21 protein-coding genes are annotated in these 22935 nt (G+C 66.8%); 12 read left to right on the forward strand and 9 right to left on the reverse strand.

Annotation, left to right across the window (positions count from 1 at the left end; all coding sequences use genetic code 11):
* Window positions 1–6: 6 nt before the first annotated feature.
* The 6 genes from ACV7JP_RS09850 to ACV7JP_RS09875 all read right to left on the reverse strand — a co-directional run bounded on the left by ACV7JP_RS09850 (window position 7) and on the right by ACV7JP_RS09875 (window position 8388).
* Window positions 7–1266, reverse strand: coding sequence for an efflux RND transporter periplasmic adaptor subunit (locus ACV7JP_RS09850; RefSeq protein WP_457795507.1), 1260 nt, complete (start codon window positions 1264–1266; stop codon window positions 7–9).
* Window positions 1263–2825 carry an efflux transporter outer membrane subunit gene (locus ACV7JP_RS09855; protein WP_457795508.1) on the reverse strand — a complete coding sequence of 521 codons (1563 nt, stop codon included), beginning with the start codon at window positions 2823–2825 and terminating at the stop codon, window positions 1263–1265. Before ACV7JP_RS09855 ends, ACV7JP_RS09850 begins: the two co-directional genes overlap by 4 nt.
* Window positions 2826–3039: 214 nt before the next feature.
* Entirely contained in the window at window positions 3040–3666 is a 627-nt protein-coding gene (locus tag ACV7JP_RS09860) for a DUF2147 domain-containing protein (RefSeq protein ID WP_457795509.1), read from the reverse strand.
* A 76-nt stretch (window positions 3667–3742) separates the two neighbouring features.
* Window positions 3743–6328, reverse strand: coding sequence for an MMPL family transporter (locus ACV7JP_RS09865; RefSeq protein WP_457795510.1), 2586 nt, complete (start codon window positions 6326–6328; stop codon window positions 3743–3745).
* Window positions 6329–6484: 156 nt separating this feature from the next.
* Window positions 6485–7660 (reverse strand): DUF1624 domain-containing protein, encoded by a 1176-nt coding sequence (locus ACV7JP_RS09870; RefSeq protein WP_457795511.1) that lies wholly within the window; start codon window positions 7658–7660, stop codon window positions 6485–6487.
* Complete coding sequence (locus ACV7JP_RS09875; RefSeq protein ID WP_457795512.1) at window positions 7657–8388, reverse strand: cytochrome c biogenesis CcdA family protein; 732 nt, start codon at window positions 8386–8388, stop codon at window positions 7657–7659. The genes ACV7JP_RS09870 and ACV7JP_RS09875 overlap by 4 nt, the downstream gene beginning before the upstream one ends.
* A gap of 160 nt (window positions 8389–8548) precedes the next feature.
* On the opposite strand from ACV7JP_RS09875, the gene ACV7JP_RS09880 reads away from it, so the two are divergent.
* Together ACV7JP_RS09880 and ACV7JP_RS09885 are read left to right on the forward strand one after the other, a co-directional pair.
* A complete protein-coding gene (locus ACV7JP_RS09880; protein ID WP_457795513.1) occupies window positions 8549–9154 on the forward strand; it encodes a PilZ domain-containing protein in 606 nt (201 codons plus the stop codon).
* A gap of 179 nt (window positions 9155–9333) precedes the next feature.
* A complete protein-coding gene (locus ACV7JP_RS09885) occupies window positions 9334–10632 on the forward strand; it encodes a FecR domain-containing protein (protein WP_457795514.1) in 1299 nt (432 codons plus the stop codon).
* 12 nt (window positions 10633–10644) lie between these two features.
* Here the strand turns inward: ACV7JP_RS09885 and ACV7JP_RS09890 are convergent, their stop codons facing one another.
* Complete coding sequence (locus ACV7JP_RS09890; RefSeq protein WP_457795515.1) at window positions 10645–11889, reverse strand: NAD(P)/FAD-dependent oxidoreductase; 1245 nt, start codon at window positions 11887–11889, stop codon at window positions 10645–10647.
* Window positions 11890–11986: 97 nt separating this feature from the next.
* Window positions 11987–12712, reverse strand: coding sequence for a VIT1/CCC1 transporter family protein (locus ACV7JP_RS09895; protein ID WP_457795516.1), 726 nt, complete (start codon window positions 12710–12712; stop codon window positions 11987–11989).
* A gap of 346 nt (window positions 12713–13058) precedes the next feature.
* Between ACV7JP_RS09895 and purB the strand changes: the two genes are divergently transcribed.
* A complete protein-coding gene (gene purB, locus ACV7JP_RS09900; RefSeq protein WP_457795517.1) occupies window positions 13059–14402 on the forward strand; it encodes an adenylosuccinate lyase in 1344 nt (447 codons plus the stop codon).
* Here purB and ACV7JP_RS09905 read toward each other — a convergent pair whose 3' ends face one another.
* Entirely contained in the window at window positions 14403–14894 is a 492-nt protein-coding gene (locus tag ACV7JP_RS09905; RefSeq protein ID WP_457795518.1) for a DUF2721 domain-containing protein, read from the reverse strand. It lies immediately after the preceding gene.
* Between the two features lie 128 nt (window positions 14895–15022).
* Between ACV7JP_RS09905 and ccmI the strand changes: the two genes are divergently transcribed.
* The 9 genes from ccmI (at window position 15023) to ACV7JP_RS09950 (ending at window position 22889) form a co-directional block, all read left to right on the forward strand.
* Complete coding sequence (gene ccmI, locus ACV7JP_RS09910; protein WP_457795519.1) at window positions 15023–16171, forward strand: c-type cytochrome biogenesis protein CcmI; 1149 nt, start codon at window positions 15023–15025, stop codon at window positions 16169–16171.
* 171 nt (window positions 16172–16342) lie between these two features.
* A complete protein-coding gene (ccmE, locus tag ACV7JP_RS09915; RefSeq protein ID WP_457795520.1) occupies window positions 16343–16780 on the forward strand; it encodes a cytochrome c maturation protein CcmE in 438 nt (145 codons plus the stop codon).
* 109 nt (window positions 16781–16889) lie between these two features.
* Window positions 16890–18866, forward strand: a complete 1977-nt coding sequence (locus ACV7JP_RS09920) for a heme lyase CcmF/NrfE family subunit (protein WP_457795521.1) — start codon at window positions 16890–16892, stop codon at window positions 18864–18866.
* 257 nt (window positions 18867–19123) lie between these two features.
* Window positions 19124–19558: a cytochrome c-type biogenesis protein gene (locus ACV7JP_RS09925; RefSeq protein WP_457795522.1), complete on the forward strand. Its 435-nt coding sequence runs from the start codon at window positions 19124–19126 to the stop codon at window positions 19556–19558.
* A gap of 89 nt (window positions 19559–19647) precedes the next feature.
* Window positions 19648–19893 (forward strand): zinc-finger domain-containing protein, encoded by a 246-nt coding sequence (locus ACV7JP_RS09930; protein ID WP_457795523.1) that lies wholly within the window; start codon window positions 19648–19650, stop codon window positions 19891–19893.
* A 135-nt stretch (window positions 19894–20028) separates the two neighbouring features.
* Window positions 20029–20307, forward strand: coding sequence for a type II toxin-antitoxin system RelE/ParE family toxin (locus ACV7JP_RS09935; RefSeq protein WP_457795524.1), 279 nt, complete (start codon window positions 20029–20031; stop codon window positions 20305–20307).
* A gap of 59 nt (window positions 20308–20366) precedes the next feature.
* On the forward strand, window positions 20367–20687 hold the full coding sequence (locus ACV7JP_RS09940; protein ID WP_457795525.1) for a HigA family addiction module antitoxin: 321 nt from the start codon (window positions 20367–20369) through the stop codon (window positions 20685–20687).
* A gap of 46 nt (window positions 20688–20733) precedes the next feature.
* On the forward strand, window positions 20734–21918 hold the full coding sequence (locus tag ACV7JP_RS09945) for an FAD-dependent monooxygenase (RefSeq protein ID WP_457795526.1): 1185 nt from the start codon (window positions 20734–20736) through the stop codon (window positions 21916–21918).
* Between the two features lie 137 nt (window positions 21919–22055).
* Window positions 22056–22889 carry a MipA/OmpV family protein gene (locus ACV7JP_RS09950; protein ID WP_457795527.1) on the forward strand — a complete coding sequence of 278 codons (834 nt, stop codon included), beginning with the start codon at window positions 22056–22058 and terminating at the stop codon, window positions 22887–22889.
* Window positions 22890–22935: the final 46 nt, after the last annotated feature.

A 22935-nucleotide genomic window follows, 5' to 3' on the forward strand; every position in this document is an offset into this window, starting at 1 on the left:
TTTACGTCACCTTCCCGGAGAAATATCTCCCCTTGCGCCGCGCTCCCGCCGGCCCGCGCCTTCCCGCTTCGGCGCTTCGGCGGCCGTGGCGGCGGCCGGCTCTTCCGGATTTGTGACGCGCACCTTCGCGCCGTCCGACAGCCGGGAAAATCCGCTCGTCACGAGGGTCGTCCCGGCCTCCAGGCCGGAGGCGACGACGACGATATTCTCGTCCTGCCGGCCCGTCGTGACGCTTTTCATATGGGCGGCGCCGTCCTCGCCGAGAATATACACGAATGCGCCGTTCGGCCCGCGCTGCACCGCAGGGCTTGGCGCGACCACCGCCTTGGGAATGGTGTCGAGCATCAGCCGGACATTGACGAACTGGCCGGGCCAAAGGTTCAGGCTGTCATTCGCGAACACGGATTTCAGCTTCACCGTGCCGGTGAGCTGGTCGATCTGGTTGTCGACCACCTTGAGCTCGCCCGTCTCGATGACCGTGGCGTTGTCGGGCCCGAGCGCCCGCACCTTGGCGGCGCCGCCGGCCTGCGCCTTCTGGACGGCGGGGAGCGCCTGCTGGGGCAGGGTGAAGACGACGTTGATCGGCTTGAGCTGCGTGACGACCACGATGCCGTTCTGGTCGGACGGATGAAGAATATTGCCGACATCCACGAGACGAATGCCGACGCGGCCGTCGATCGGCGAGCGGATCGTCGCGTAGTCGAGCGTGGTCTTCGCATTGTCGATCGCGGCCTGATCGGCCCGCACTTGCGCCTCGAGCTGCGTCACCTGCGCCTTCTGGGTGGCGTATTGCTGGTGAGACAGGAATTTGCCCGCGACGAGCTTCTCGTAGCGCGCGAGGTCGACGCGGGCGTTGGCGAGATTGGCCTCGTCCTGCGCCTTCTTGGCGACGGCCTGATCATATTGCGCCTTGTAGAGGGCGGGATCGATCTCGGCGAGGACGTCCCCCTTCTTGACTTCCTGGCCCTCGGTGAAGGCGAGATGCAGAAGGCGGCCGTCGACCTGCGTCCGGATCGTGACGGTGTTCAAGGCCTGCACCGTGCCGACGGCGTCGACCGTGACCGGCACGTCCTGGATACGCGCGCGCGCCGTCGTCACCGATACCGGCCCGCCGCCTCGGCGACCGCCCGGGCGCTCGTCCTCGGCCGCCGGATTCTCGCCGCCGCCCGAGCCCGGCAGCATGCCGGCGCGATAGGCGCCGCCAAAGGCGAGCGCCAGGGCGAGCGCGCCGAGAGCCATGAGGATACGCCGGTCGGCGCGGATCATGGAAAGATCCCTTTGTCCGCCTCGTAAGCGGCGTTTGCGTGAGCAATTTCGGCGTCTCGCGTGGTGGGGGACCAACCGCCGCCGAGAGCCTGATATAGGCTGGTCGCCGCTTGAAAATAAGAGAGCCGCGCCAGCGCGACCTGATCCTGCGCCTGAAAAAGCGTCGTCTGCGTCGTCGACAGCGTGACGATGTCGATGGTGCCCTCCTGCAGCCGCATCTCGGCGGCCGTCAGCGCCCTCTGGGCCGCCGCGGCCGCGATAATCTGCAGCCTCAAAGCCCGCTCCGTCTCCTTCACGGCGATGAGCGCGTTCTCGGTGTCCAGCAAGGCGGTTAAGATTTGCTTGCGGTAGAGCGCCGCCAGTTCGGCGTAGCGGCCTTTCTGCAGCTCATATTGCCCCTGAAGATTGAAGCCGTCGAAAATCGGCTGCGTCAGATTGACCGCCGCCTGCCAGGCGATCGCCTCCGGACGGATCAGATTTTGCAGCAGCGCGCTCTGCACGCCGTACTGGCCGGTGAGCGTGATCGAGGGGAAGAAGGCGGCGCGGGCCTGCAGAACCGAGAATTCCTGCGAGGCGAGCCGCGCTTCCGCCTCCGCGACGTCGGGACGGCGAAGCAGCACTTCCGACGGCAGGCCGGGGACGACGCGCGGGAAGGCGAGCTTGGTCAGCGATCCCCCTTTCACCTCCTGGCTTTCGGGGGATTGGCCGACGAGCACGGCGAGCTGGTTCTTGGTCTGGCGCAGCGTCTGCTCCAGGGGCGGGATCGCGGCGCGCGCCTGGGCCAGCACCGATTCCTGCTGCGCCGTGTCGAGCGCGCTCGCGACGCCGACCTGGAAGCGCGCCTGGATGGCGCGATTGACGCGGTCGGCGATGGCGACGTTGTTCTGGGCGATGCGCAGCCGGTCCTGCGCGGTGAGAACCTGGAAATAGGCGTTGATGACCGAGGCGACCGTCGAAATCTCCACGGTGTCGCGGTTGAAGCGGCTGGCGTTGGCCAGAAGCCGCGCGGCGTAGGAGGCGTCCTCGTTCTTGCCCCAGAAATCGATTTCGTAGCTTGCGGTCAGGCCGAGCTGGAAGAAGCCGAAATGCCGCGCGCGAAACCCCGTGGTCGAGGTCTGCTGCGAAGAGCCGGTCGCGGTGGAGGCCGGGGTGATGTTGGAGCCCGCCGACGCGACATTGGTGGTGGTCCCCGGCACGCGCTGCGTGCGGGCGATGTCCTGCATCGAGATGCTGGGCCACAGCGCGGCGCTGTTGACGCGGGCCTGCGCGTCCGCCTGCTGGATGCGGGCGACGGCGGCGGCGATGTCGAGATTGTCGCCGACCGCCTGCTCCACGAGCTTCGCCAGCTCCTTGGAGCCGAACCTGACCGCGAAGTCCGGCCCGCGCTGGATTGGTTTCGCGGAAGAGGCCTTGGCTTCGCGGAATTTCTCCGGCGGCGGCGTCGCGAGGTCGGGCTTCTCCCATTCGAGATCGCAGCCGGCCAGGCAGAGCGCCGCTGACAGAAGCGTGGCTCGGCGACTCGCTCGCGCAAGGCAGTGAAATGAGACGCCGGCCCTCAACTGAAGCTCATCTCCATGTGAACGGCGCTGTCCTCTACGATAGGCGCGTCGCCGTCAAGGTAACTCTACAAAAATTGTGGGATTATCTGACCTGGGGCGCCGGAGCGAACACGGAACTCGGCGTGGGACGCGCTGAAGCGATCGGCGCGACGCTCGCCTACCGCACTGCAGCCGTCAAGTTACCTATCGTTAACCTGCGCTGGAGCTTCGATCGCTACTCGCCGGCGGCCGGCTTCGGCGCGGGCTTGGCGGGCGCGGCTTTCGGCGGCGCGGCGGATTTCGGATCGGCCGGCTTGGCCGGCTTCGCGGATTTGGCGTCCTGGCCCGCCGCCGCCTTCGCGGCGGGCGCGCCCTTGTCCGCGCCTTTGTCGGGGGCCTTGGCCGAATCGCCGGCGGGCGCCTTGGCGGCCTTGGAATCGTTCTTGCCCTCGCTCTTGGCGTCGCCTTTCGATTCGGCGGGCGCCGCGGGCTTGGGCGGGCCGGAAATGCGCGTCCAGGTCTCGCTCTGGCAAAGGAAGGCGACGAGGCAGCCCGTCAGCGTGAGCTGATTGGGCGCCTCGTAAGCGATCTTGCCCGTATAGGTCTTGCCGTCCTCGGGATTGAACAGATCGCCCTTCCAGCTATTCGGCCCGGTCTTCGCGGCGTGGCGCAGCACGAGGGGCGGCGGGCTGCCGTCGAGCATGGGCAGCACGCCCTTGGCGCAGAGCTTGCCCTGGCAGTCGAAGAATTCGAGCTTGTCGGTCGGGTGTCCGTCACGCACCCAGACCCCGTAGATTTCGACCGCGGACGCGACCCCCGGGGCGCAGAGGGCGGCGACGATGCTCAGCAATAGTCTCTTCATAACGCCGGACCTCTGATTCGCGGTTGCTGTCATTATAACGCACGCCGCTTAGCGAAAGGCTGAACCCTCGCCGCCGTCAAGTCGCATCCGCGCCGCCATCGGCGGGACGCCTCGGCGGACCTAGAACGGCGGGCACGACGATGAAGGCCGCAAGCAGCGTGAAAAACAGCGAAATGGTGAGGAATTCCCCCATGCTCGCCGTTCCGGGATGGCTCGACAGGAAGAGGCTGCCGAAGGCCGTGCCGGTCGTCAGCGAGCTGAAGAAGATCGCGCGGGTGAGGCTTGAGGCCAGCATGTCGACGACGCCCTTCCGCCAGGCGATGACATAGTAAATGTGAAAGGCGACGCCGACGCCGAACATGAGCGGCAGCGCGATGATATTCGCGAAATTCAACGACACGCCGAGCATTTCCGCCGCCTGAAGGCTCATGATTCCCGCAAGGACCAGCGGGCCGAGCGTGAGCGCAACGTCGATTGGATTGCGCAAGGCTACGGCAAGAATGAGGAAGACCGCCAGAAAGGCGTAAATCCCCGCCTCCAGAAAGGCGCGCGTGACCGTCTTCCCGGCCTCGGAAATGATGACCGGCGCGCCGCTCGACTCCGGCGCGACCGCGAGCATGGCGTCGGCGAAGCGCGTCATGACCTCCAGATCGTTGCTGTCGCCCTTCGGCGTCGTCTCGAGACGAACCTGGCCCTTCGCGGAGATCCAGTCGGAACGCAGCTCCTCCGGCAGGGAGTCGGGCGTCACGCGCTGCGCCTTCAGGGCCTCGCGGATCTGGCCCATGAGCTTCTCAAATCCCGTGAAAGCGGCGGCGCGCGCCTTTTCGCGCGTCTCGGGACTAGCCTTTGCGAGGCTCTCCAGAGCGGCGGCGAAGCGCGTCAGCGGCGGCGAGGGCTTCTTGGCCGCCGCCGCCCGCAGCGATTTGGCCGCGGCGGCGAGCGCCTTCACCGTCTCGGCGTCCGTCGGCGCGCGCCGGGTCTTCGGGTAGAGGGCGTCGCGCAATTCATTCGAGGCGCGCTCGATCAAAGCAAGCTTCTCGTCCTGCTCGGAAGGGATGAGCGAATCGATCGAATCGACGTGATCCACTTCCGGCAGCGCGAGGATTTTCTGCTTCAGGTCGCGGGCGGCGGCGAGAGACGGCGCCAGCGTCTCGATCTTGTTGGGCGCGGTCTTCGGATCCTTGCTCAGATCGAGGAAGGTCGCGACCGACTCCACCGTCTGGTCGCGCAGATTCATCGGATTGGAGTCGAATCGCAGCCGCAGCAGATAGGGCGCGCCGGCCAGCACGATGGCGGCGGTGGCGAGGAGGACGATGGCGCGATGATGCGCGATCCAGTGGTCGACCGCGGCCAGCGAATGGGTCGCGATCGGCATATGCTCCGCCGGCGGATGCAGCAGCTTGATCGCCGCCGGCAGGAAGGTGAGCGTCGCGATATAGGCGATGATCATGCCCAGGCCCGCGATCAATCCGAGCTCCGCGACGCCGAGGAAGCTCGTCGGCAGAAAGCAGAAGAAGCCCGCCAGCAGGGAGACGGCGGCGAGCGTCAGCGAGCCGCCAATGCCGCGCGTCGCGGCGACGAGCGCCCGTTCGAGGTCGCCATGGCCGTGGCGCTCCTCGCGATAGCGGGTGGCGAACTGAATGCCGAAATCGACGCCGAGGCCGATGAACAGCGCCGCGAAGGCGACCGAGATCAGGTTGAAGCGTCCGATGAGCAGCACGCCCATGCCGGAAGTGATGGCGAGGCCCGCGAGCAGCGTCGCCAGAACGGCCAGGATGAGCTTTGGCGAGCGGAGCGCCGCGAAGAGGATGAGCGAGACGATGACGAGCGTGCCGATCGTGTTCAGCGCCATGTTCTCGGAGATGGTCGCGAATTCCTCCGCCGCGAGCGGCACTTCGCCCGTCAGGCGGAGGGTGAAGCCCTTGTCCTTCGTGATTCCGAGCGCCTCGGCGGATTTGCGGATGAAGCTCATGGCGTCGGCGCCGGGCTGCAGCTCGGAAAAGTCGATCACCGGATTGACGAGCACGATGCGGCGCTTCTCGAGCGGCGGACCGGCGGGCGCGGCGTCGGCCCCGCCGCCCGAGAGAAGCTTCTCCCAATCGACCTGGGCGCTGCGCCCGGCGAGCGTCTCCTCGAAGGCGCGGGAGAATTCGTCGAGGCCGGCGAGATACATGGCCGTCGCCCGCTCGCCGCTCGCGGCGCGCTTCTGGCTGGCGACGAGGACGCTCGCCAATCCGCGCAGCGTCGGGTCCTCGGCGAGCGGCGTGAGCACGTCGCGCTGGCCGAGCATCATGCCGACGGTGTGCTGGACCTCCTTCAGGTCGAGATAGAGCAGGCCGTTCTTGACGAAGAAGGCAGGGTCGTCGGGGCGCCAGACCCGCTGCATCAGGGGCTTGCCCTTCAGTTCGGCCGTAAGCCGAGCGGCCGCGTCGTCCGCGGCTTCGCCCGTCGCCGCGTCGATGACGACGACGATGGAGTTTTCGAGCTGCGGGAAGGCGCGGTAGAGCGCCATCTGATTTTTCCGCCAAGCCATGTCCGGCGAGAAAAGATTTGTCGTGTCTGTGTCGATGGCGAAACGTTCGACCGTGAGATAAACGCCGCCCCCGGTCAACGCCAAGGTGAGAAGAACCACGGTCCAGGGCCAACGAAGACAGAAGGCCACAAGCTTTTCCAACATTACCGAACCCCGGAGGTGGTTTGAGACGTTTCCCAAAGCGGAACAACCGCTGCAACTTTAGTTCTCTATACGCGCCAGACGCGCGCTCACCAAGGCGCCGCGGGTTGCGGACGCGACCAATTTGCGGCGAAGCGTTAAGGATCAGAGATAACTGAGCCACCAGAGATCGGCGCGCCGCTTCACCCCCGCGAACCAGCGACAGACGGGGTAGAGGCCGATCACGACGACAATCCAGGCGGCGTAGGCCCCGGCGAGCCCGGCTCCGAAATCGGCCGGCGGCGCGCCGGATTTGATGAAGGCGCCAATATCTCCAAGGCGATAGCCCTCGGCATAGGCGAGGGCGAGCGCGCCGGCGACGCCGGCATAGAGGTGGAGGACGTAAAAGAGGAGCGGCGTGCGGCCGAAAATGGCGAGCGCCTGTCCGGCCCGGCCGCCGAGCTTCGCGAGCGCCGGCAAGGCGAGGGACGCGCCGCCGAGCGTGACGAGAAGGTAAAGGAGCGAGGGCGGATATTTCGTGACGTTGAGGAAGGAGAGAAGGGTGAAGACCCCGTCCCGCTGCGCCGACCAGGGGTGCGGGTCGCCGTAGAGATTGCTTGCCCGAAGGAGCGCGAAGAGCGCCAGCGCGCCGATCCCGGCGAGGCGCAGGATCCGGTCGCGCCTCGAAGGCTCGCTCAGGAAGAGCGGCCCGATTCCGTAGCCCAGCGCCACGACGCCGATCCAGGGCAGGGCCGGGTAGTAGATTTCGCCCGGGACGCCGAAGGGGAGCGGCCCCTTTTCATGGAGCAGCCGCCATAATGGCGCGAGAGCCCCGAGGTCGGCCGCGCGGATTCCGTCCAGAAGATTGTGGCCGGCGACGATGGCCGCGCCGGCCGCGAGGACGAGGCGCTGCGGCAGCCGAGAGAGCAGGGAGAGGGCGAGAAGGCCGCAGCCGATCGCCCACAGCGTGCCGAGCTCGATCCGTCCCGGCCCGCCCCAGACCGGGCTGATGACGACGATGTCGAGCAGGACGAGCCAGAGGCCGCGGGTCGCGAGAAAGAGGGAGAGCGCCTTCGGGTCCCGCCGGCGCGCGCCGTAGAGATAGGCGCCGACGCCCGCGAGCAAGGCGAAGGTCGGCGCGCAAAAATGGGTGACGAAGCGGGTGACGAACAGAAACGGATAGGTGCGGTCGAGATCCGTGGCGCTGAATCTTATCGTATCGGCGTCGAAGAAGTCCCGCATATGGTCCAGCGCCATGATGACCATGACGAGGCCGCGCAGCCGGTCGATCTCCGGCAGGCGCGGATCGTCGGCGAGCGCCACGCCCGGCGGCGCCCTCATCCGAGCGCCGCCAGTCCGGGGAACAATTCGAGAAGCCAGAAGGACATTTCCTGCACGCCGCCGGTCAGGAAGGCGACGCCGGTGAGGATCAGCAGCGCGCCGACGATCTTCTCCACCTTTCCGAAATGCTTGCGGAAGCGGGCGACGAAGGCGAGGAAGCGGCCGAGCGCGAGGCCGGCGCCGATAAAGGGCAGGCCGAGTCCCAGAGAGTAGGTCGCAAGCAGCGCCGCGCCGCGCGCCACGGTGTCCTGCGTTCCCGCCACGGCGAGGATCGCTGCGAGGATCGGCCCGATGCAGGGCGTCCAGCCGAAGGCGAAGGCGAGGCCCATGACGTAGGAGCCGAAGAGCCCCATGGGCTTCGAAATTTCGGCCCGCTTCTCGCGATAGAGCAGACCGACCTTGAGGAGGCCCACGAAGTGCAGCCCCATCAGGATGATGACGGCGCCCGCGACCCAGGACAGGATGTGCAGATTGGCGCGAATGACCGCGCCGAAGGCGCTCGCGGTCGCGCCGAGCGCGACGAAGACGGTCGTGAAGCCCAGAACGAAGAGGACGGCGGAGAGGAGGACGTCGCGCCGCGCCTGCGAGCGCGTCTCCATCTCGAGGTCCTCCATGGAGACGCCGGCCAGATAGGTCAGATAGGGGGGCACCAGCGGCAGGACGCAGGGCGAGAGAAAGGAGAGTAGGCCCGCCGCCGCCGCCGCGGGAAAAGTGACGTCCGCCGCCATGATAGACCTCGTTGGAATGGCTCGCCCCTATCTGCCACAGCCGGAGCGGCCGCGCAAAGTCCGAGCATTAATCCGGCCCGGCCGCGTCCAAGGTCTGGTTAACCCTACATGAGGAATTCTGTGCAAGTCTCGCTCCGGTAAACAGAGTGGCTTGGGGCGCATGTCACTGGAGACCGTTCTTGACACCGGCGCGTTTGAACGCATTCACGGGCCGACGGTAAGGGTCGATCTCGAGGCCTCGCTCCTTTTGCCGGGGGGCCGGGAGCACGCCTGCCGAATCGTCGAGGCCTCGACCGGGGAAATGGCGTTCGCGACGCCGCTCGAGCCCCGCTATGGCGACCATGTCGTCGTTTATGTCAGCGAGCTCGGCCGCCTGGAGGGCGATGTCGAGCGCCAGACGGAAAGCGGCTTCGCCATCACGCTCGATTTGCCCGAGCGCCGCCGCCGCCGGCTCGCCGGTCAGCTCATATGGTTCGCGAACCGGGAAAACTGCGCCTTGTCGGAGGCCCGCCGCCACAAGCGCTTCGTTCCGCGGATGCCGTGGACATATGTGCGCATGCCCGACGGCAAGGAAAGGGTCGTGCAGATCAACGACGTTTCGCTAACCGGGGTGAGCGTCGACGCCGCCGACAAAGTCGCCGTCGGCGACCGCCTCGCCTTCGGCGTCAAGGCGGCGGTGGTGCGGCGCGTCTTCAAGGGCGGCTTCGTCGCCGAATTCGAGGAGCCTTTCGCCGAGGGCGAAATATCGGAGACGACCCGTCTGTAGACGCTGGCGCCGGCCGGCGGAGCTGTGGCCCGAAAGCCACATTCCCGATAATTGAGGCTCTTGGTCGGGCCCGGCCGGTTGCGCCCGCCCCGCCGGCTTGCGATAGCTTCCGCTAAAGATTGTCTCAGTCTTTGCTTTTTCCGTTCCAGCCGGACGACGAGACTCCGGGGGCGCATCCCATGCGTAGAATCGCGGTTTCCTTCTCCCTGCTCTGCGCGCTGTCGCTGCCCGCCTTCGCCGAGCAGGCGATCGGCAACGCCGCGTCGGTCGAGAGAGACGTGCAGGGCGTGGCGGACGGCCGCAGCGCGCGCCTCTCGACGGGCGACGCGGTCTATTTCGACGAGGTGGTGACGACCGGCGCGGAAAGCCGCGCCAAGCTCGCTTTTGTCGATCGCACGACGATGCAGATGGGTCCTTCATCCAGGGTGAAGCTGGACAGCTTCGTCTATTCCGGAGGCTCGGGCGTCGGCTTCAACGCCGCCAGGGGCGCCTTCCGCTTCGTGTCCGCCTCCGGCGGGCACAAGCCCTATGAGGTCAAGACGCCGACGGCGACGATCGGCGTGCGCGGCACGATCTTCGCCGCCCGCGTGCTGTCGGGCGGCCGCACCGACGCGGTCCTCTATTCCGGCGCGATCGAGGTCTGCGACACGGCGGGCGTCTGCCGCATATTGGACAAGCCCTGCACCTTCGTCACCGTCACCGGCGCCGGGATCACCGAGCCGAGGACGATCGGCAAGAACGACTGGAGCTTCGACAAGGCCTGCAAGGGCGCGCCGCCGCCATCCGATCCGGCTGCGCCGCCGCCCGGCGCGCCCGTCCCGCCGCCTCCCGGCGGGGGCGAGCCCCCGATCAATTGGGGCGGCCCGACCATCGGCGTCACGCTCGGCCCGACGATCGGCGACGGCAGCTTCGCGGATCCGGTGCCGATGAACGGCGCGGCCTTCGCGGGCGGCCTCAAGCTCGGCTACATGCTGCCGCTCTGGGTCAATATCGTCGGCGGCTTCGAAACGGATTTCCAATATCGCAGCGAGATCGGCGGCTCGACGAACAGCCATGGAACGACCTCCGGCTCGCGCCCGGGCTATATCGGCACGGCGCGCGTGAAGCTCGGCTACGCCTTCGACCGCTTCCTCGTCTATGGTACGGGCGGCTTCGCCTATGGCCATATCGTCGCGCCCAAGACTTTCTCGGGCCCGAACGTGCTCGGCCCGGCCTATTCCTTCGGGACGAGCGTCAACAATCCCTTCCTTCCGGGCTGGACCGTGGGCGCGGGCGTCAGCTACGCGCTGACGCGCAACATCTCGGTCAACGCCGAATATCTCTACATCAAGCTGGCGCACGACTACCCGCTCTATAATACGAGCGCGGCGCTCTATTCCGTGCCGGTCTGCAATATCAGCGGGATGCACAGCATCCGCTTCGGCGCGAATCTGAGCTTCTCGCCGGCCGATATTTTGCCGGCGGGCGCGGCGAGGTAAGTCCGCGGCGCTCTAAAATCTCTCCGCCCGATAGGGGGCGGGATCGGCGAACGGGGTTTCGCCCGTCATCATCTCGGCGAGGAGGCGCCCGGAGACCGGCCCGAGGGTCAGGCCGTGATGGGCGTGGCCGAAATCGAACCACAGGCCTTTATGGCGCGGGGCGGGGCCGAGCACGGGGAGCATATCCGGCAAGCAGGGCCGCGCGCCCTTCCAGGGCGCGGGGTCGAGCGCCGCGCCGAGGGGGAAAAGCTTGCGGGCGATGGGTTCGCAAAGCTCGATCTGCACGGGCGTCGGCGGCGCGTCGCGCGGCGCGAATTCCGCGCCGCTGGTGAGCCTGACGCCCTTGTCCATGGGCGCGAGCAGATAGCCATTGTCTGCGTCGAGGATCGGATGGTTGAGCGTCGCGCCCGGCCCCGGCGCGTAGTGCATGTGATAGCCGCGCTTGAAGCCGAAAGGCATTTCATAGCCGTAGCGGCGGAAAATCAGGTCCGACCAGGGGCCGAGCGCGACAATTGCGTCGCGCGCGGCGATGCGCGCGCCATCAGACCCCGCGACGCTCCAGCGCCCGTCCGGCTCTTGTTCGAGGCTCAGCGCGTCGCCGTGAACAAAGCGCCCGCTGCGGGAGAGGAAGAGATCGGCATAGGCCTTGGCGAGCGCGCCGGGATCGCGGACCGAGGCGGTGTCGAGATAATGCGCGGCGCCTGCGACGGGGGCGAGGAAGGGCTCTCGCGCGGCGACGCCGGCGGCGTCGAGAATGTCGATATGGAGGCCGTATTCCCGCAGCTTCTTTGCATCCGCGACGCCATGAGCGAGCGTCTGGTCCGTTCGGAAGAGCTTGATCCAGCCCGTGCGGCGGATGAGCGATTCGGCGCCCGCCTGCCGAATGAGCGCCTCATGCTCGATCAGGCTGCGTTCGATCAGCGGGCGGCGCCCCGCAATGCTTCGCGCCACGCGCTCGGGCGAGCTTTCGCGCCAATAGCGCATGAGCCACGGGCCGACCGAAGGCAGGGCGGCGACATGATAATGCGCCTCGGGCAGAAGGTTCAGCGCATATTTGACGAGCCGCGCCGGGTCGCGCGGGAAGAGATAGGGGAAGATGGACGAGCGCTCGATCAGGCCGGCATTGCCGAAGCTCGTCTCGAGCCCCGCGCCACGGCGGTCGACCATGACGACGTCGCGGCCCCGCGCCTGAAGGTGCAAGGCCGCCGAGACGCCGACCATGCCGGCGCCGAGAACGATGACATCCGCCGTCCGCATCCTGCCTCCTCGCGCCGCTCTTCATATGGCCGCGCCCGCCGCATGTCAGCATGACAATGCAAAGCGCGTGCAATGGCCGCAGGCGCGGATGCGCGGCTCAACCGAAGACCGAGGCGAGATAATAGGCCGCGCCCGCCGCAAGTCCGCCGACAAAGAGGGTCTGGGCGCCCGATTTCAGCGGATCGGCGCCGGTGAGCCTGCCCTTCACCGCGCCGAACACGAGGAGCGCGAGGCCGGTGAGGAGCGCCGAGTGTATGAGCGCCCGGCCGACATCCGCTTCGAGCATGTAGGGCGCGAGCGGGATCAGCCCGCCGACGAAATAGGCCGCCGCGATGGTCGCCGCGCTGACCGGCGCGCGCCTTGGATCGGGCTTCTCCAGCCCGAGCTCGAAGCGCATCATGAAGTCGACCCAGCGCTTCTTGTCGGCCGAGATCGCGGCGACGACGGAATCGACCTCGGGCTTGCCGAGCCCGTATTCGGCGAAAATCTCCCGCAGCTCCTTGCGCTCCTGCTCGGGGAGCTTCTCGACCTCGGCATATTCGCGCCGCTCCTCGGACTGGAAGTGCTCATGGTCGCTCCTCGCCGCGAGATAGCCGCCGAGACCCATGGCGGTCGCGCCCGCGACGATCTCGGCGAGACCCGCCGTCACCACGAGACGGGTCGAGGCGACGGCGGCGGTGATGCCGGCGGCGAGCGCGAAAGGAACGGTCAGTCCGTCCGCCATGCCGATCACGATGTCGCGGACGATTTCAGAGTTCATGAAGTGCCGCTCGACATGCTCGCTTCCGGCCGCCTTCGGACGTCTTAACCGTTCATTTTCCATTCGAAGCCCCCTCGCACGCCGCCGCGCTTGCGGCGGCCATGTTAGCGGGCGGCGGAGGCGATGGATATGAACGGATTTCTTTCCCTGTCCAGCAGGCCGACAGGGCGAAGGTTTCCTCATCCTGAGGAGCGAGCGAGGCTCGCCTCTCGAAGGACGAGGAAACCTTCATTTTTCATAATCTGGAACTCGCCCTCGTGCTTCGAGACGCCGCCTTCGGCGGCTGCTCAGCATGAGGGCGAGGATGATCGTTCTTCACCCGATCGCCCAGCTCCGTTCAGCTTTTGCGCTTTCCGCCTCGCTGTGCTAGCGCGACCCCTCCCTAGAGTCTGAAGACCCGAGACCGCCCATGATCCCCCGTTATTCCCGGCCCGAGATGACGTCCATCTGGGAGCCGCAGACGCGCTTCCGCATCTGGTTCGAGATCGAGGCCTATGCCTGCGACGCTTTGGCGGAGCTTGGCGTCATCCCCAAGGAGAGCGCTAAAAATATTTGGGACAAGGCCGATTTCGTGCAGTTCGACGTCGCCCGCATCGACGAGATCGAGCGCGTAACGAAGCACGACGTCATCGCCTTCCTGACGCATCTCGCGGAATTCATCGGCCCGGATTCGCGCTTCGTGCATCAGGGCATGACGTCGTCCGACGTGCTCGACACCTGCCTCGCCGTGCAGCTCTCCCGCGCCGCCGATCTGCTCATCGCCGATGTCGACGCGCTGCTCGCGGCCATCAAGAAGCGCGCCTTCGAGCACAAATTCACGCCGACCATCGGCCGCTCGCACGGCATTCACGCCGAGCCCGTGACCTTCGGCCTCAAAATGGCGCAGGCCTATGCGGAGTTCACGCGCGCGCGCGAGCGTCTCGTGCAGGCCCGCAAGGAGGTCGCGACCTGCGCCATCTCCGGCGCCGTCGGCACTTTCGCCAATATCGATCCGCGCGTCGAGGAATATGTCGCGCATAAAATGGGACTCGTCCCCGAGCCCGTTTCGACGCAGGTCATTCCGCGCGACCGCCACGCCGCCTTCTTCGCGACGCTCGGCGTCGTCGCGTCCTCCGTCGAGCGGCTCGCCATCGAGGTGCGCCATTTGCAGCGCACGGAAGTGCTGGAGGCGGAGGAATATTTCTCGGCGGGGCAGAAGGGCTCCTCCGCCATGCCGCATAAGCGCAATCCGGTGCTCACCGAAAACCTCACCGGCCTTGCGCGCCTCGTGCGCGGCATGGCGATCCCGGCGATGGAGAATGTCGCGCTCTGGCACGAGCGCGACATTTCGCACTCCTCCGTCGAACGCATGATCGGACCCGACGCGACCGTGACGCTCGATTTCGCGCTGGCGCGGCTGACCGGCGTCATCGACAATCTCGTCGTCTATCCCGAGAACATGCAGAAGAATTTGGACAAGCTCGGCGGGCTCGTCCATTCGCAGCGCGTGCTGCTGGCGCTGACGCAGAAGGGCGTGTCGCGCGAGGACGCCTACGCCATGGTGCAGCGTAACGCCATGCCGGTCTGGCAGAGGGCGTCCGAAGGACGCGCGTCGCAAGGGAATAATCTGGAGGGCGAGTTCCGCGCGCTGCTCGGGCAGGACAAGGACGTGAGCGCGAAATTGTCGCCGGCGGAATTGGACGAGCTCTTCGATCTTTCGTACCACTTCAAGCATGTGGACACGATCTTCCGCCGCGTCTTTGGAGAAGGCTGATCAGTCGGTCGGCGGAGGAAACTGCTTCCGCCGCCAGCCATATCGCTGCGTCAATGTGGCGTTGGCGTCGATCTCGCTGTAGCCGAGCGTCAATTCCCTAGCGAAGGCGATGAGCGCGGCGGTGAAGAGCGCCATCGCCGCGACGAAAAGCACGCCCGCGCCATATTCGTGACGGAGATGAAGCGACGCGGCGGCGAAGCCGAGGATCACGAGAAGGCTGGTGACGACGCAGCTCGCCACGCCCCAATAGATCGAACGGTGCATCAGCGTGGCGCGCCGCTTCAGGATCGGCAGTTCGGCCTTGTGACGCGCCTGCATGTCCTCGTCGGCGATCGTCGCCAGCTCCCGGGACCGGTCTATGATGCGGTCGAGCCGCGAGACCAGCACGGAAAGGAGCTGCGCCTCGGCCGCGAGCAGAAAGGCGGGGCCCGTGACCTGCGAGATCACGTTTGCGAGCTGTTCGATCGAAGGCGCCTGGAGTTCGCCGAGCATGAGGGCCTCGCTTGGAGAGAAGCGGCCCATGATACACCGGCTCCAGCGCTCGGGATATTTTCCGGCGCGACTGGTCCGACAGGCATTTCTCTTCCAAAGCGCCGGCTAAAGCCTTAAACAGCGCTCCCATGATCTGGCTCGTTTTCGCCCTTCTCACCGGCGCCGCCGTCATGGCCGTCCTCCTGCCGCTCGCCATGCGCGGCGAGGCGAAGGACGCCGCCGCGGCGGATATCGCCTTCTTCGAGGAGCAGATCGCCGAGATCGAGCGCGAGCGCGCCGAGGGCCGGCTCGATCCGGCGGAGGCCGAGGCCGCCAGGACCGAGGCCGCCCGCCGCCTGTTGCGCGCGGAAGCCGCGCCCAAGGCGCGGGCGCGGGGCTCCCGCAAGGCGGCGGTCGCCGCCGCGCTCGCCGCGACGGTCGCCGTTCCGCTCATCGCCGTTCCGCTCTATCTGAAGCTCGGCAATCGCGAGATGCCGGACATGCCGCTGACCGCGCGGCTCGAGTCCGCGCCGGGCAGGGGCGACCTCGCCGGCGCCGTCGCCCGGATCGAGCAGCATTTGCGCGAGCATCCGGAGGACGGCCGCGGCTTCGAGGTCGTGGCGCCCTATTATCTGCGCGCCGGCCGGGGCGAGGAGGCGATCGACGCCTACGCCAAGGCCTTGGCGCTCCTCGGCGCGACGGCCGAGCGCCACGCCAATCTCGGCCAGGCGCGCATGATCGTCGGCGAGGGCAAGGTGACGGCGGCGGCCAGGAAGGATTTCGAGGCGGCGCTCGCCCTCGACGCCAATAATGTGATGGCCGCCTATTATCTCGGGCTCGGCGCCCAGCAGGACGGCGAGAAGGACAAGGCGATCGAGATATTCTCGAAGCTGGAGGCCGACGCGCCGGCGGACGCCGCCTATCTGCCCTCGGTCCGGCGCCGGCTCGCCGAATTGCGCGGCGAGGGCGCGCCGGGATCGCCGATCGCGCGGCCGCCGGCCGAACCGGGCCCCGTCGCGCAAGGTCCGGCGAGCGAGCAGGGCAAGGCCATCGCCGCCATGCCGGCGGAGCAGCGCGCGGCGACGATCCGGGGCATGGTCGACAAGCTCGCCGCGCGGCTTGAAAACAAGGGCGACGACGTCGAAGGCTGGCTGCGGCTCATCCGCGCCTATAGCGTCCTTTCGGAGCCCGAAAAGGCGAAGAAGGCCGTGGAGGGCGCCCGCAAGGCGCTCGCGGGCAAGGACGCCGAGGTCGCGCGCATCGAGGCGCTGGCGAAGGAATTGAACATTGGGGGGTGACATCCCCACACCCTCCCCTTGAGGGGGAGGGTCGCCTTGCGAAGCAAGGCGGGGTGGGGCGAGCGCCCGAGACTTGGGCGGCTGCTCCACCCCCACCCGGCCGCCTTTCGGGCCGACCCCCCCTCAAGGGGGAGGTGGGGGCGACCGGCGACAAAGTGCGATGGAAACGACATGACGCGCAAAGGCAAGAGACTCACTCTCATCATCGGGGCGCTGGCCGCGCTCGGCGTCGCCGCCGGCCTCGTGCTGTTCGCCCTGCGCGACAATATCGTCTTCTTCTACACGCCGTCGGAACTGACGCAGAAGCAGGTCGCGCCGGGCGCGCGGCTGCGCATCGGCGGACTCGTGAAGGAAGGCAGCGTCGTCAAGAGCGGCAAGGACGTGACCTTCGCCGTCACCGACAAGACGAAGGATCTCGACGTGGCCTATACGGGGCTGCTGCCCGATCTCTTCCGCGAGGGGCAGGGGGTCGTCGTCGACGGCGTGCTGCAGACGGACGGCAAGTTCAAGGCCGACAGCGTCCTCGCCAAGCATGACGAGCGCTATATGCCCAAGGACGTCGCGGACAAGCTGAAAGCGCAGGGCGTCTGGCAGGGAGAGACGAAGTGACGGTTCCCGTCATTGCGAGGAGCGCAAGCGACGAAGCAATCCAGGGGCGTCGTCGTGACGCTGGATTGCTTCGCTTCGCTCGCAATGACGGAGCTGAAGAGGTGGGCATATGATCGTCGAAACCGGACATTACGCGCTCGTTCTCGCTTTTGCTCTGGCGCTGATGCAATTCGCCATACCGCTCGCCGGCGCGCGGATGAGCGATGTGGCGCTGATGCGCGTGGCGCGGCCCACGGCTATCGCGCAGTTCCTCTTCGTCGCCTTCTCCTATGGCGCGCTGACCTATGCGCATGTCGTCTCCGACTTCTCGCTCGTCAACGTCATCGAGAATTCGCACTCGCTGAAGCCCTTCGTCTACAAGATCTCCGGCGTGTGGGGGAATCACGAAGGCTCCATGCTTTTATGGGTGCTGGTGCTCTCGCTCTGCGGCGCGCTGATCGCGATCTTTTCTTCCGCCATGCCCGACAAGCTTCGCGCCGACGCGCTGTCCGTTCAGGGCCTGCTCGGCGCCGCCTTCCTGCTGTTCATTCTCCTGACGTCCAATCCCTTCGCGCGCGTCGACCAGCCGCCATGGGAAGGCCGCGACCTCAATCCGATCCTCCAGGACCCCGGCCTCGCGATCCATCCGCCGCTGCTTTATCTCGGCTATGTCGGCTTCTCGATCGTCTTCTCCTTCGCGGCCGCCGCGCTCATCGGCGGACGCATCGACGCCGCCTGGGCGCGCTTCGCGCGGCCCTGGACGCTCTTCGCCTGGATCGCGCTGACGCTCGGCATCGCCATGGGCTCCTACTGGGCCTATTACACGCTGGGCTGGGGCGGCTTCTGGTTCTGGGACCCCGTGGAGAACGCGTCCCTCATGCCCTGGATCGCCGGCACGGCGCTCCTCCACAGCGCGGCGGTGATGGAGAAGCGCGAGGCCCTGAAGGTCTGGACGATCTTCCTTTCCATCCTCGCCTTCTCGCTCTCTTTGCTCGGCACTTTCCTGGTGCGTTCGGGCGTGCTGACTTCCGTCCACGCCTTTGCGAGCGATCCCGAACGCGGCGTGTTTATTCTGGCCATTCTCGTCTTCTTCATCGGCGGCGCGCTGGCGCTCTTCGCCGCGCGGGCGGGGTCGCTGCCCGTGGGCGGATTGTTCAGCCCGATCTCGCGCGAGGGCGCGCTGGTCGTGAACAATCTGCTGCTCTCGGCGAGCTGCGCGACGGTCGTCATCGGCACGCTCTACCCGCTCGCGCTCGAGGCGCTGACGGGCGAGAAGATTTCGGTCGGCGCGCCCTTCTTCAACACGGTGCTGATCCCCATCGCCCTGCCGCTCGCTCTGCTCATGCCCGTCGGCCAGATGCTCGTCTGGAAGCGCGGCGATCTGCCGGCGGCCTTGCAGCGCCTGCGCGTGGCCTTCGCGGCCGGCGTGCTGGCGGCTGCGGTTCTCGGCGCCTGGTACGGGACGCCCTTTCTGTCCATCGTCACGGCGGGCGTTGCGGTCTATCTCGTCATTGGCGGCGTCAGCGACATCGCCCAGCGCGCCGCCTTCCGCGCTTCCTCGACCGGCGCCGTCTTCTCGCGTCTTCGTGGCCTGCCGCTCTCCGCCTGGGGCACGTCGATCGCCCATGCCGGCATGGGCCTCACTTTTCTCGGCCTCGCGGCGACCGGCTGGGGCGTCGAGAGCATCGTCGCGATGAAGCCGGGCGACTATTACGAGGTCGGCCCCTATAAGCTCGGCATCGAGGAGATCGCGCCGCGCAACGGGCCGAACTATTCCGAAATCTACGCCGTGATGGATGTGCGTTCGGGCGGCGAGACGATCGCGAAGATCGAGCCCGCCAAGCGCTACTATCAGGCCCGCAAGATGCAGCGCTCCGAGGCCGGCATCGTGACGCTGGGCCTCGGGCAGGTCTACGCCGCCATCGGCGAGTCGCATTCGGACGGGACGATCGACGCGCGTCTTTATTGGAAGCCCTTCGTGACGCTGATCTGGATCGGCGCGCTGGTCATGGCCTTTGGCGGCGGGCTCTCCCTTGCGGATCGCCGGCTGCGGATCGGCGTGGCGCGGCGGGCGCAGGCGGCGGCCCTGCCGGAGGCGGCGGAATGAGAGATTTCCCTGTCATCGTAAGCGGCGCTGAGGCGCCCCCCGCCCTTTATCCCTCCCCGCAAGGGGGAGGGAGGCGGCTCACGCCTCATATTCCGACCCTTTTCCGCCGATCACGGTTGGCGCCGCTTCATCCCTCCCCCGCGAAGCGCGGGGAGGGATGGGGGCGGCTCGGCCGCGACAGTCTTGGTCTTGACGCCCACAAGCTCGTCATCTCGAACCGAGGCAAGGCAGGGTTGGGGGCGCTGGCCCTGGCGGCGATGTTGCTCATTATCCCCGCTCACGCCGTCACGCCCGGCGAGATGCTGCCCGATCCCGCCATGGAGGCGCGCGCCCGCGCCATCACCGGCGAATTGCGCTGCCTCGTCTGCCAGAACCAGTCGGTCGACGATTCCGACGCCTCGCTCGCCAGGGATCTGCGCGTCCTTGTGCGCGAGAAGCTCAAGGAAGGCATGAGCGACGCGCAGGTGAAGGAATATGTGCATTCGCGCTACGGCGATTTCGTCCTGCTGCGGCCGCCGGTGAAGCCGGGCACGATCCTGCTTTGGACGGCGCCGCTCATCGCGCTCCTCGCCGGCGGCCTGGCCGTCTGGTCGGCCGCGCGTCGCCGGCGCGCGCCCGCTGGTCCTTCCCCTCTCACGGCGGAGGAGCATGAGCGTCTGAAGGCGCTTGGCGTCGAGTCCGACAAGGACTGACGGCAGCCCCTATCCAATTCCCCCGCGCTGCAATATAGGGGGCGGGAGCGATCTTGAGCCGCCCGCGCGGCGTCACGAAAGAGCGGACCATGGCCGAACATTCCACGCCCCATTTCCACAATACGCCCGGCGTCGCCCAGATTCGCGTGGGGGCGAAGGAATTCATGTGCATCGGCGCGCTGCCGCCCTTCGACCATCCGCATGTCTATATCGACATGGGCGCCGACGATCAGGCCGTCTGTCCCTATTGCTCGACGCTCTATGTCTACGACGCCTCGCTCCATGGCGGCGCCGATCCGGCGGAATGCGTCTATCAGGCTGAAGAGCCGGCTTGAGCCGATCGGCAAGACGATCAAGAATTTTTAAATTCCGTTGACTCGGGGAGCGGGACGGGTCATATGTCGCGTGTCGCATGACACGCGACGGCGTTCCCATTTTAGAAAGGAGTAAGCGGCCATGAAGGGAGTGGTATGATAAAGTCATTCAAAAACAAATATTTGGAGGAATTCTTTCAGACCGGAAAGTCAGCAAAAATAGCCAAAGAGTTCCACGAGCGGCTTGTTCGGAGGTTAGACGCGCTCGAAGCAGCAAGAAAGCCAAGCGATACGCGCATTCCAGGGTTCGATTTTCATCCGTTGAACGGATTTAATCCTCCCCGGTATTCGGTTCATGTAAATGGCCCGTGGTGCGTTACTTTTGAATTCGATGGCCAGGACGCGTCGCAAGTGGACTTTGAACAATATCACTGATTTTTCGAGGAGCGCCTTTGGCGCTCCTTTCCCGCTAAATGGCGCCAACGAGACGAGAAATGACTGAAGTTTTTGTAACGAGGCGAGGTGAGCGAGAACCGACCCATCCGGGCGCGATCCTTCGCGATGACGTCTTGCCTGCCCTCAACGTCACTGTCACTGACCTAGCCAAGATGCTGGATGTCGGACGCCAGCAACTGCACCGAATTCTCTCTGGCGAGTCGAGCATATCTCCGGAAATGGCTCTGAAGCTGGGCAAACTTTTTGGAAATGGGCCTGAAATTTGGATCAATATGCAGGTTGCCGTCGACCTTTGGCGTGCTCGAAAGGCTTTGGGGGCGCGACTGGAATCTATCAAAGAAATCCAGCCTTGCGCCTAGCCGCCTTTCTACCGGTCCTCGTCATCAACGATTTTGAGCAGAGGGCGTGAGCGCCCCCATCGTCATTGCGGGCGCCGGCATTGGCGGGCTCGCCGCCGCGCTCGCCCTCGCCCGCGCGGGGAAGCGCGCGCTGGTTCTGGAGCGCGCCGCGAAAATCGAGGAGGTCGGGGCGGGGCTGCAAATCGCGCCCAATGCCGGGCGGGTTCTCGCCGGGCTCGGGCTCGAAGGCGCGCTATCCGCCGTGGCGCTGGAGCCTCGGGCGATCAATATTCGCCGCGGACGCGACGGCGCCGTTCTGGCGCGGCTCGATCTTTCCGACTCCCGCAGCCGCTGGGGCGCGCCTTTCCGGGTTTTCCATCGCGCCGATCTTCAACAGGCTCTGTTGCAGGCGGCGCTTGCGGAACCCGCGATCGAGATCCGCACGAGCGCCCGGGTCGGCGATTTCGAGGACCGCGCCGGATTCGTGACGCTTCGGGTCCATGGCGAGGCCGGAGTCGAGGAAATCGAGGCCTCGGGCCTCGTCGGCGCGGACGGCCAGCGTTCCGCCGTGCGCGGCCATCTTTTCCGCACTGAGCGCGACGCGCCCTTCTATTCGGGCCTCACGGCCTGGCGCGCCCTCGTGCCGGCCGAGCGCGCGCCGGCGGCGCTGCGGGCGCATGAAAGCAATCTCTGGATGCTGCCCGGCGCGCATGTCGTGCATTATCCGCTGCGCGACGGCGACGTCGTCAATGTGGTCGTCATCGTCTCCGAGGAGCCGCGCGGCGAGGACGGCGCGGCGATCCTGTCGCTCGAGGGGCCGGAGCTCGCCCGCGCGCTCGAATCCAGGCGGCCGGGCGCGGATCTTCTGGCGCTCATCGCGGCGGGGGCGTCCTGGCGGCATTGGCCCCTTTTCGCCCGCCCGCCGCTGTCGAGCTGGAGCCGGGGCGCGGTCACGCTGCTCGGCGACGCCGCCCATCCCATGCCGCCCTTCCTCGCGCAGGGAGCGGCCCAGGCCGTCGAGGACGCGGAGGCGCTCGGGCGCGCCTTTCTGAAGCTCGGCGCGACAACGGAGTCGGCCTTCGCGGCCTATGAAGCGAGCCGAATCGTTCGCGCCTCCCGGATCGTGCGCGCCTCGCGACGGCAGGGCCGCTATTTCCACCTGGCGGGGCCGGCGGCGACGGCGCGGGACCTCGCCATCCGGACGCTCGGCGGGCGCGGCATGCTGGCCCGCAACGCATGGCTTTACCGATAGGGCGTCGTGGCGCGGGAGCCACAATCGCCAACATGCTGACGTTTTAGCCTGGCAGAGAGTGGCCAGACGGGCGAGGGGTTGTTAAAGAACTGTCAAGAAACGTGTCGCGAGGGTCGTCTTCGTTGCGAATCAGCGCTTTGAAAATTCTGTTTCTGGCCGCCGCGGCCGTGCTTCGGGGACTGGCCCCGGGCGCGGCGGCGGATCTGATTCCCCCGCCCAAGACGGACGCAAAGGGCTGGATCGTCACGGTCAGCGTCATCGGCGCGGTCTCGCCGAGCTTTCCGGGCTCCGGCCAGGTGCGGCCCTATCCCTTTCCGGCGGTCGCCATCCGCCGGGTCGGCGAGGCGGAAACCTTCTCGACGCCGGACGAAGGCTTCGGCTTCCCGCTTTTCGATTACGGCGGCGTGCGCGCCGGGCCGGTCGCGAATTTCGTCTTCCAGCGGGGACAGCGCGACGGCCTTTTCGGACTGCGCCGCGTCGGTCTGACTCACGAAGTCGGGGGCTTCGTCGAGGTCAATCCCTTCGACCATTTCCGCATGCGCGCGGAGATGCGCCAGGGCGTCGACGGCCATGAGGGCTTCGTCGCCGCCTTCTACGCCGACGCCTATGAGACGGTGGGCCGGTTCCGCTTCTCGGTCGGGCCGCGCATCAATTTCGGCGACAATAATTACGCCAACGCCTATTTCTCGGTCTCGCCCTTCGAGGCGCTCGTGAACGGGCGGCTCCTGCCTTACACGGCGACCGGCGGTTTCACTGCGGCCGGCGGCATGGCGACGATCCGCTACAATGTCACCGAGGCCGCCGCCGTCTCCATCTATGGCGGCGGCCAGCGCCTGCTCGGCAGCGTGGGTTCGAGCCCGATCCCGAATCTCATCGGCTCGCGCAACCAGTTCAACGCCGGCCTGGCCCTGTCCTATTCCTTCGTCGTCGCCGATCCGCTGCAATATCTTCCGGCGCCCTTGAAGCCGTAGCGCGAGTCTAATGGCGGCCCGCCGGCCGCCTGCGCTCACTCTAACT

It is taken from the genome of Methylocystis sp. S23 (genome assembly GCF_054106005.1).

Coding starts and splice junctions, on each gene's coding strand:
- ACV7JP_RS09890 (WP_457795515.1), bottom strand. CDS start 11,889: ATGCGGACGGCGGATGTCATCGTTCTCGGCGCCGGCATGGTCGGCGTC.
- ccmE (WP_457795520.1), top strand. CDS start 16,343: ATGACGCGCAAAGGCAAGAGACTCACTCTCATCATCGGGGCGCTGGCC.
- ccmI (WP_457795519.1), top strand. CDS start 15,023: ATGATCTGGCTCGTTTTCGCCCTTCTCACCGGCGCCGCCGTCATGGCC.
- ACV7JP_RS09905 (WP_457795518.1), bottom strand. CDS start 14,894: ATGCTCGGCGAACTCCAGGCGCCTTCGATCGAACAGCTCGCAAACGTG.
- ACV7JP_RS09895 (WP_457795516.1), bottom strand. CDS start 12,712: ATGGAAAATGAACGGTTAAGACGTCCGAAGGCGGCCGGAAGCGAGCAT.
- ACV7JP_RS09920 (WP_457795521.1), top strand. CDS start 16,890: ATGATCGTCGAAACCGGACATTACGCGCTCGTTCTCGCTTTTGCTCTG.
- purB (WP_457795517.1), top strand. CDS start 13,059: ATGATCCCCCGTTATTCCCGGCCCGAGATGACGTCCATCTGGGAGCCG.
- ACV7JP_RS09925 (WP_457795522.1), top strand. CDS start 19,124: ATGTTGCTCATTATCCCCGCTCACGCCGTCACGCCCGGCGAGATGCTG.
- ACV7JP_RS09875 (WP_457795512.1), bottom strand. CDS start 8,388: ATGGCGGCGGACGTCACTTTTCCCGCGGCGGCGGCGGCGGGCCTACTC.
- ACV7JP_RS09860 (WP_457795509.1), bottom strand. CDS start 3,666: ATGAAGAGACTATTGCTGAGCATCGTCGCCGCCCTCTGCGCCCCGGGG.
- ACV7JP_RS09885 (WP_457795514.1), top strand. CDS start 9,334: ATGCGTAGAATCGCGGTTTCCTTCTCCCTGCTCTGCGCGCTGTCGCTG.
- ACV7JP_RS09850 (WP_457795507.1), bottom strand. CDS start 1,266: ATGATCCGCGCCGACCGGCGTATCCTCATGGCTCTCGGCGCGCTCGCC.
- ACV7JP_RS09935 (WP_457795524.1), top strand. CDS start 20,029: ATGATAAAGTCATTCAAAAACAAATATTTGGAGGAATTCTTTCAGACC.
- ACV7JP_RS09880 (WP_457795513.1), top strand. CDS start 8,549: ATGTCACTGGAGACCGTTCTTGACACCGGCGCGTTTGAACGCATTCAC.
- ACV7JP_RS09940 (WP_457795525.1), top strand. CDS start 20,367: ATGACTGAAGTTTTTGTAACGAGGCGAGGTGAGCGAGAACCGACCCAT.
- ACV7JP_RS09870 (WP_457795511.1), bottom strand. CDS start 7,660: ATGAGGGCGCCGCCGGGCGTGGCGCTCGCCGACGATCCGCGCCTGCCG.
- ACV7JP_RS09930 (WP_457795523.1), top strand. CDS start 19,648: ATGGCCGAACATTCCACGCCCCATTTCCACAATACGCCCGGCGTCGCC.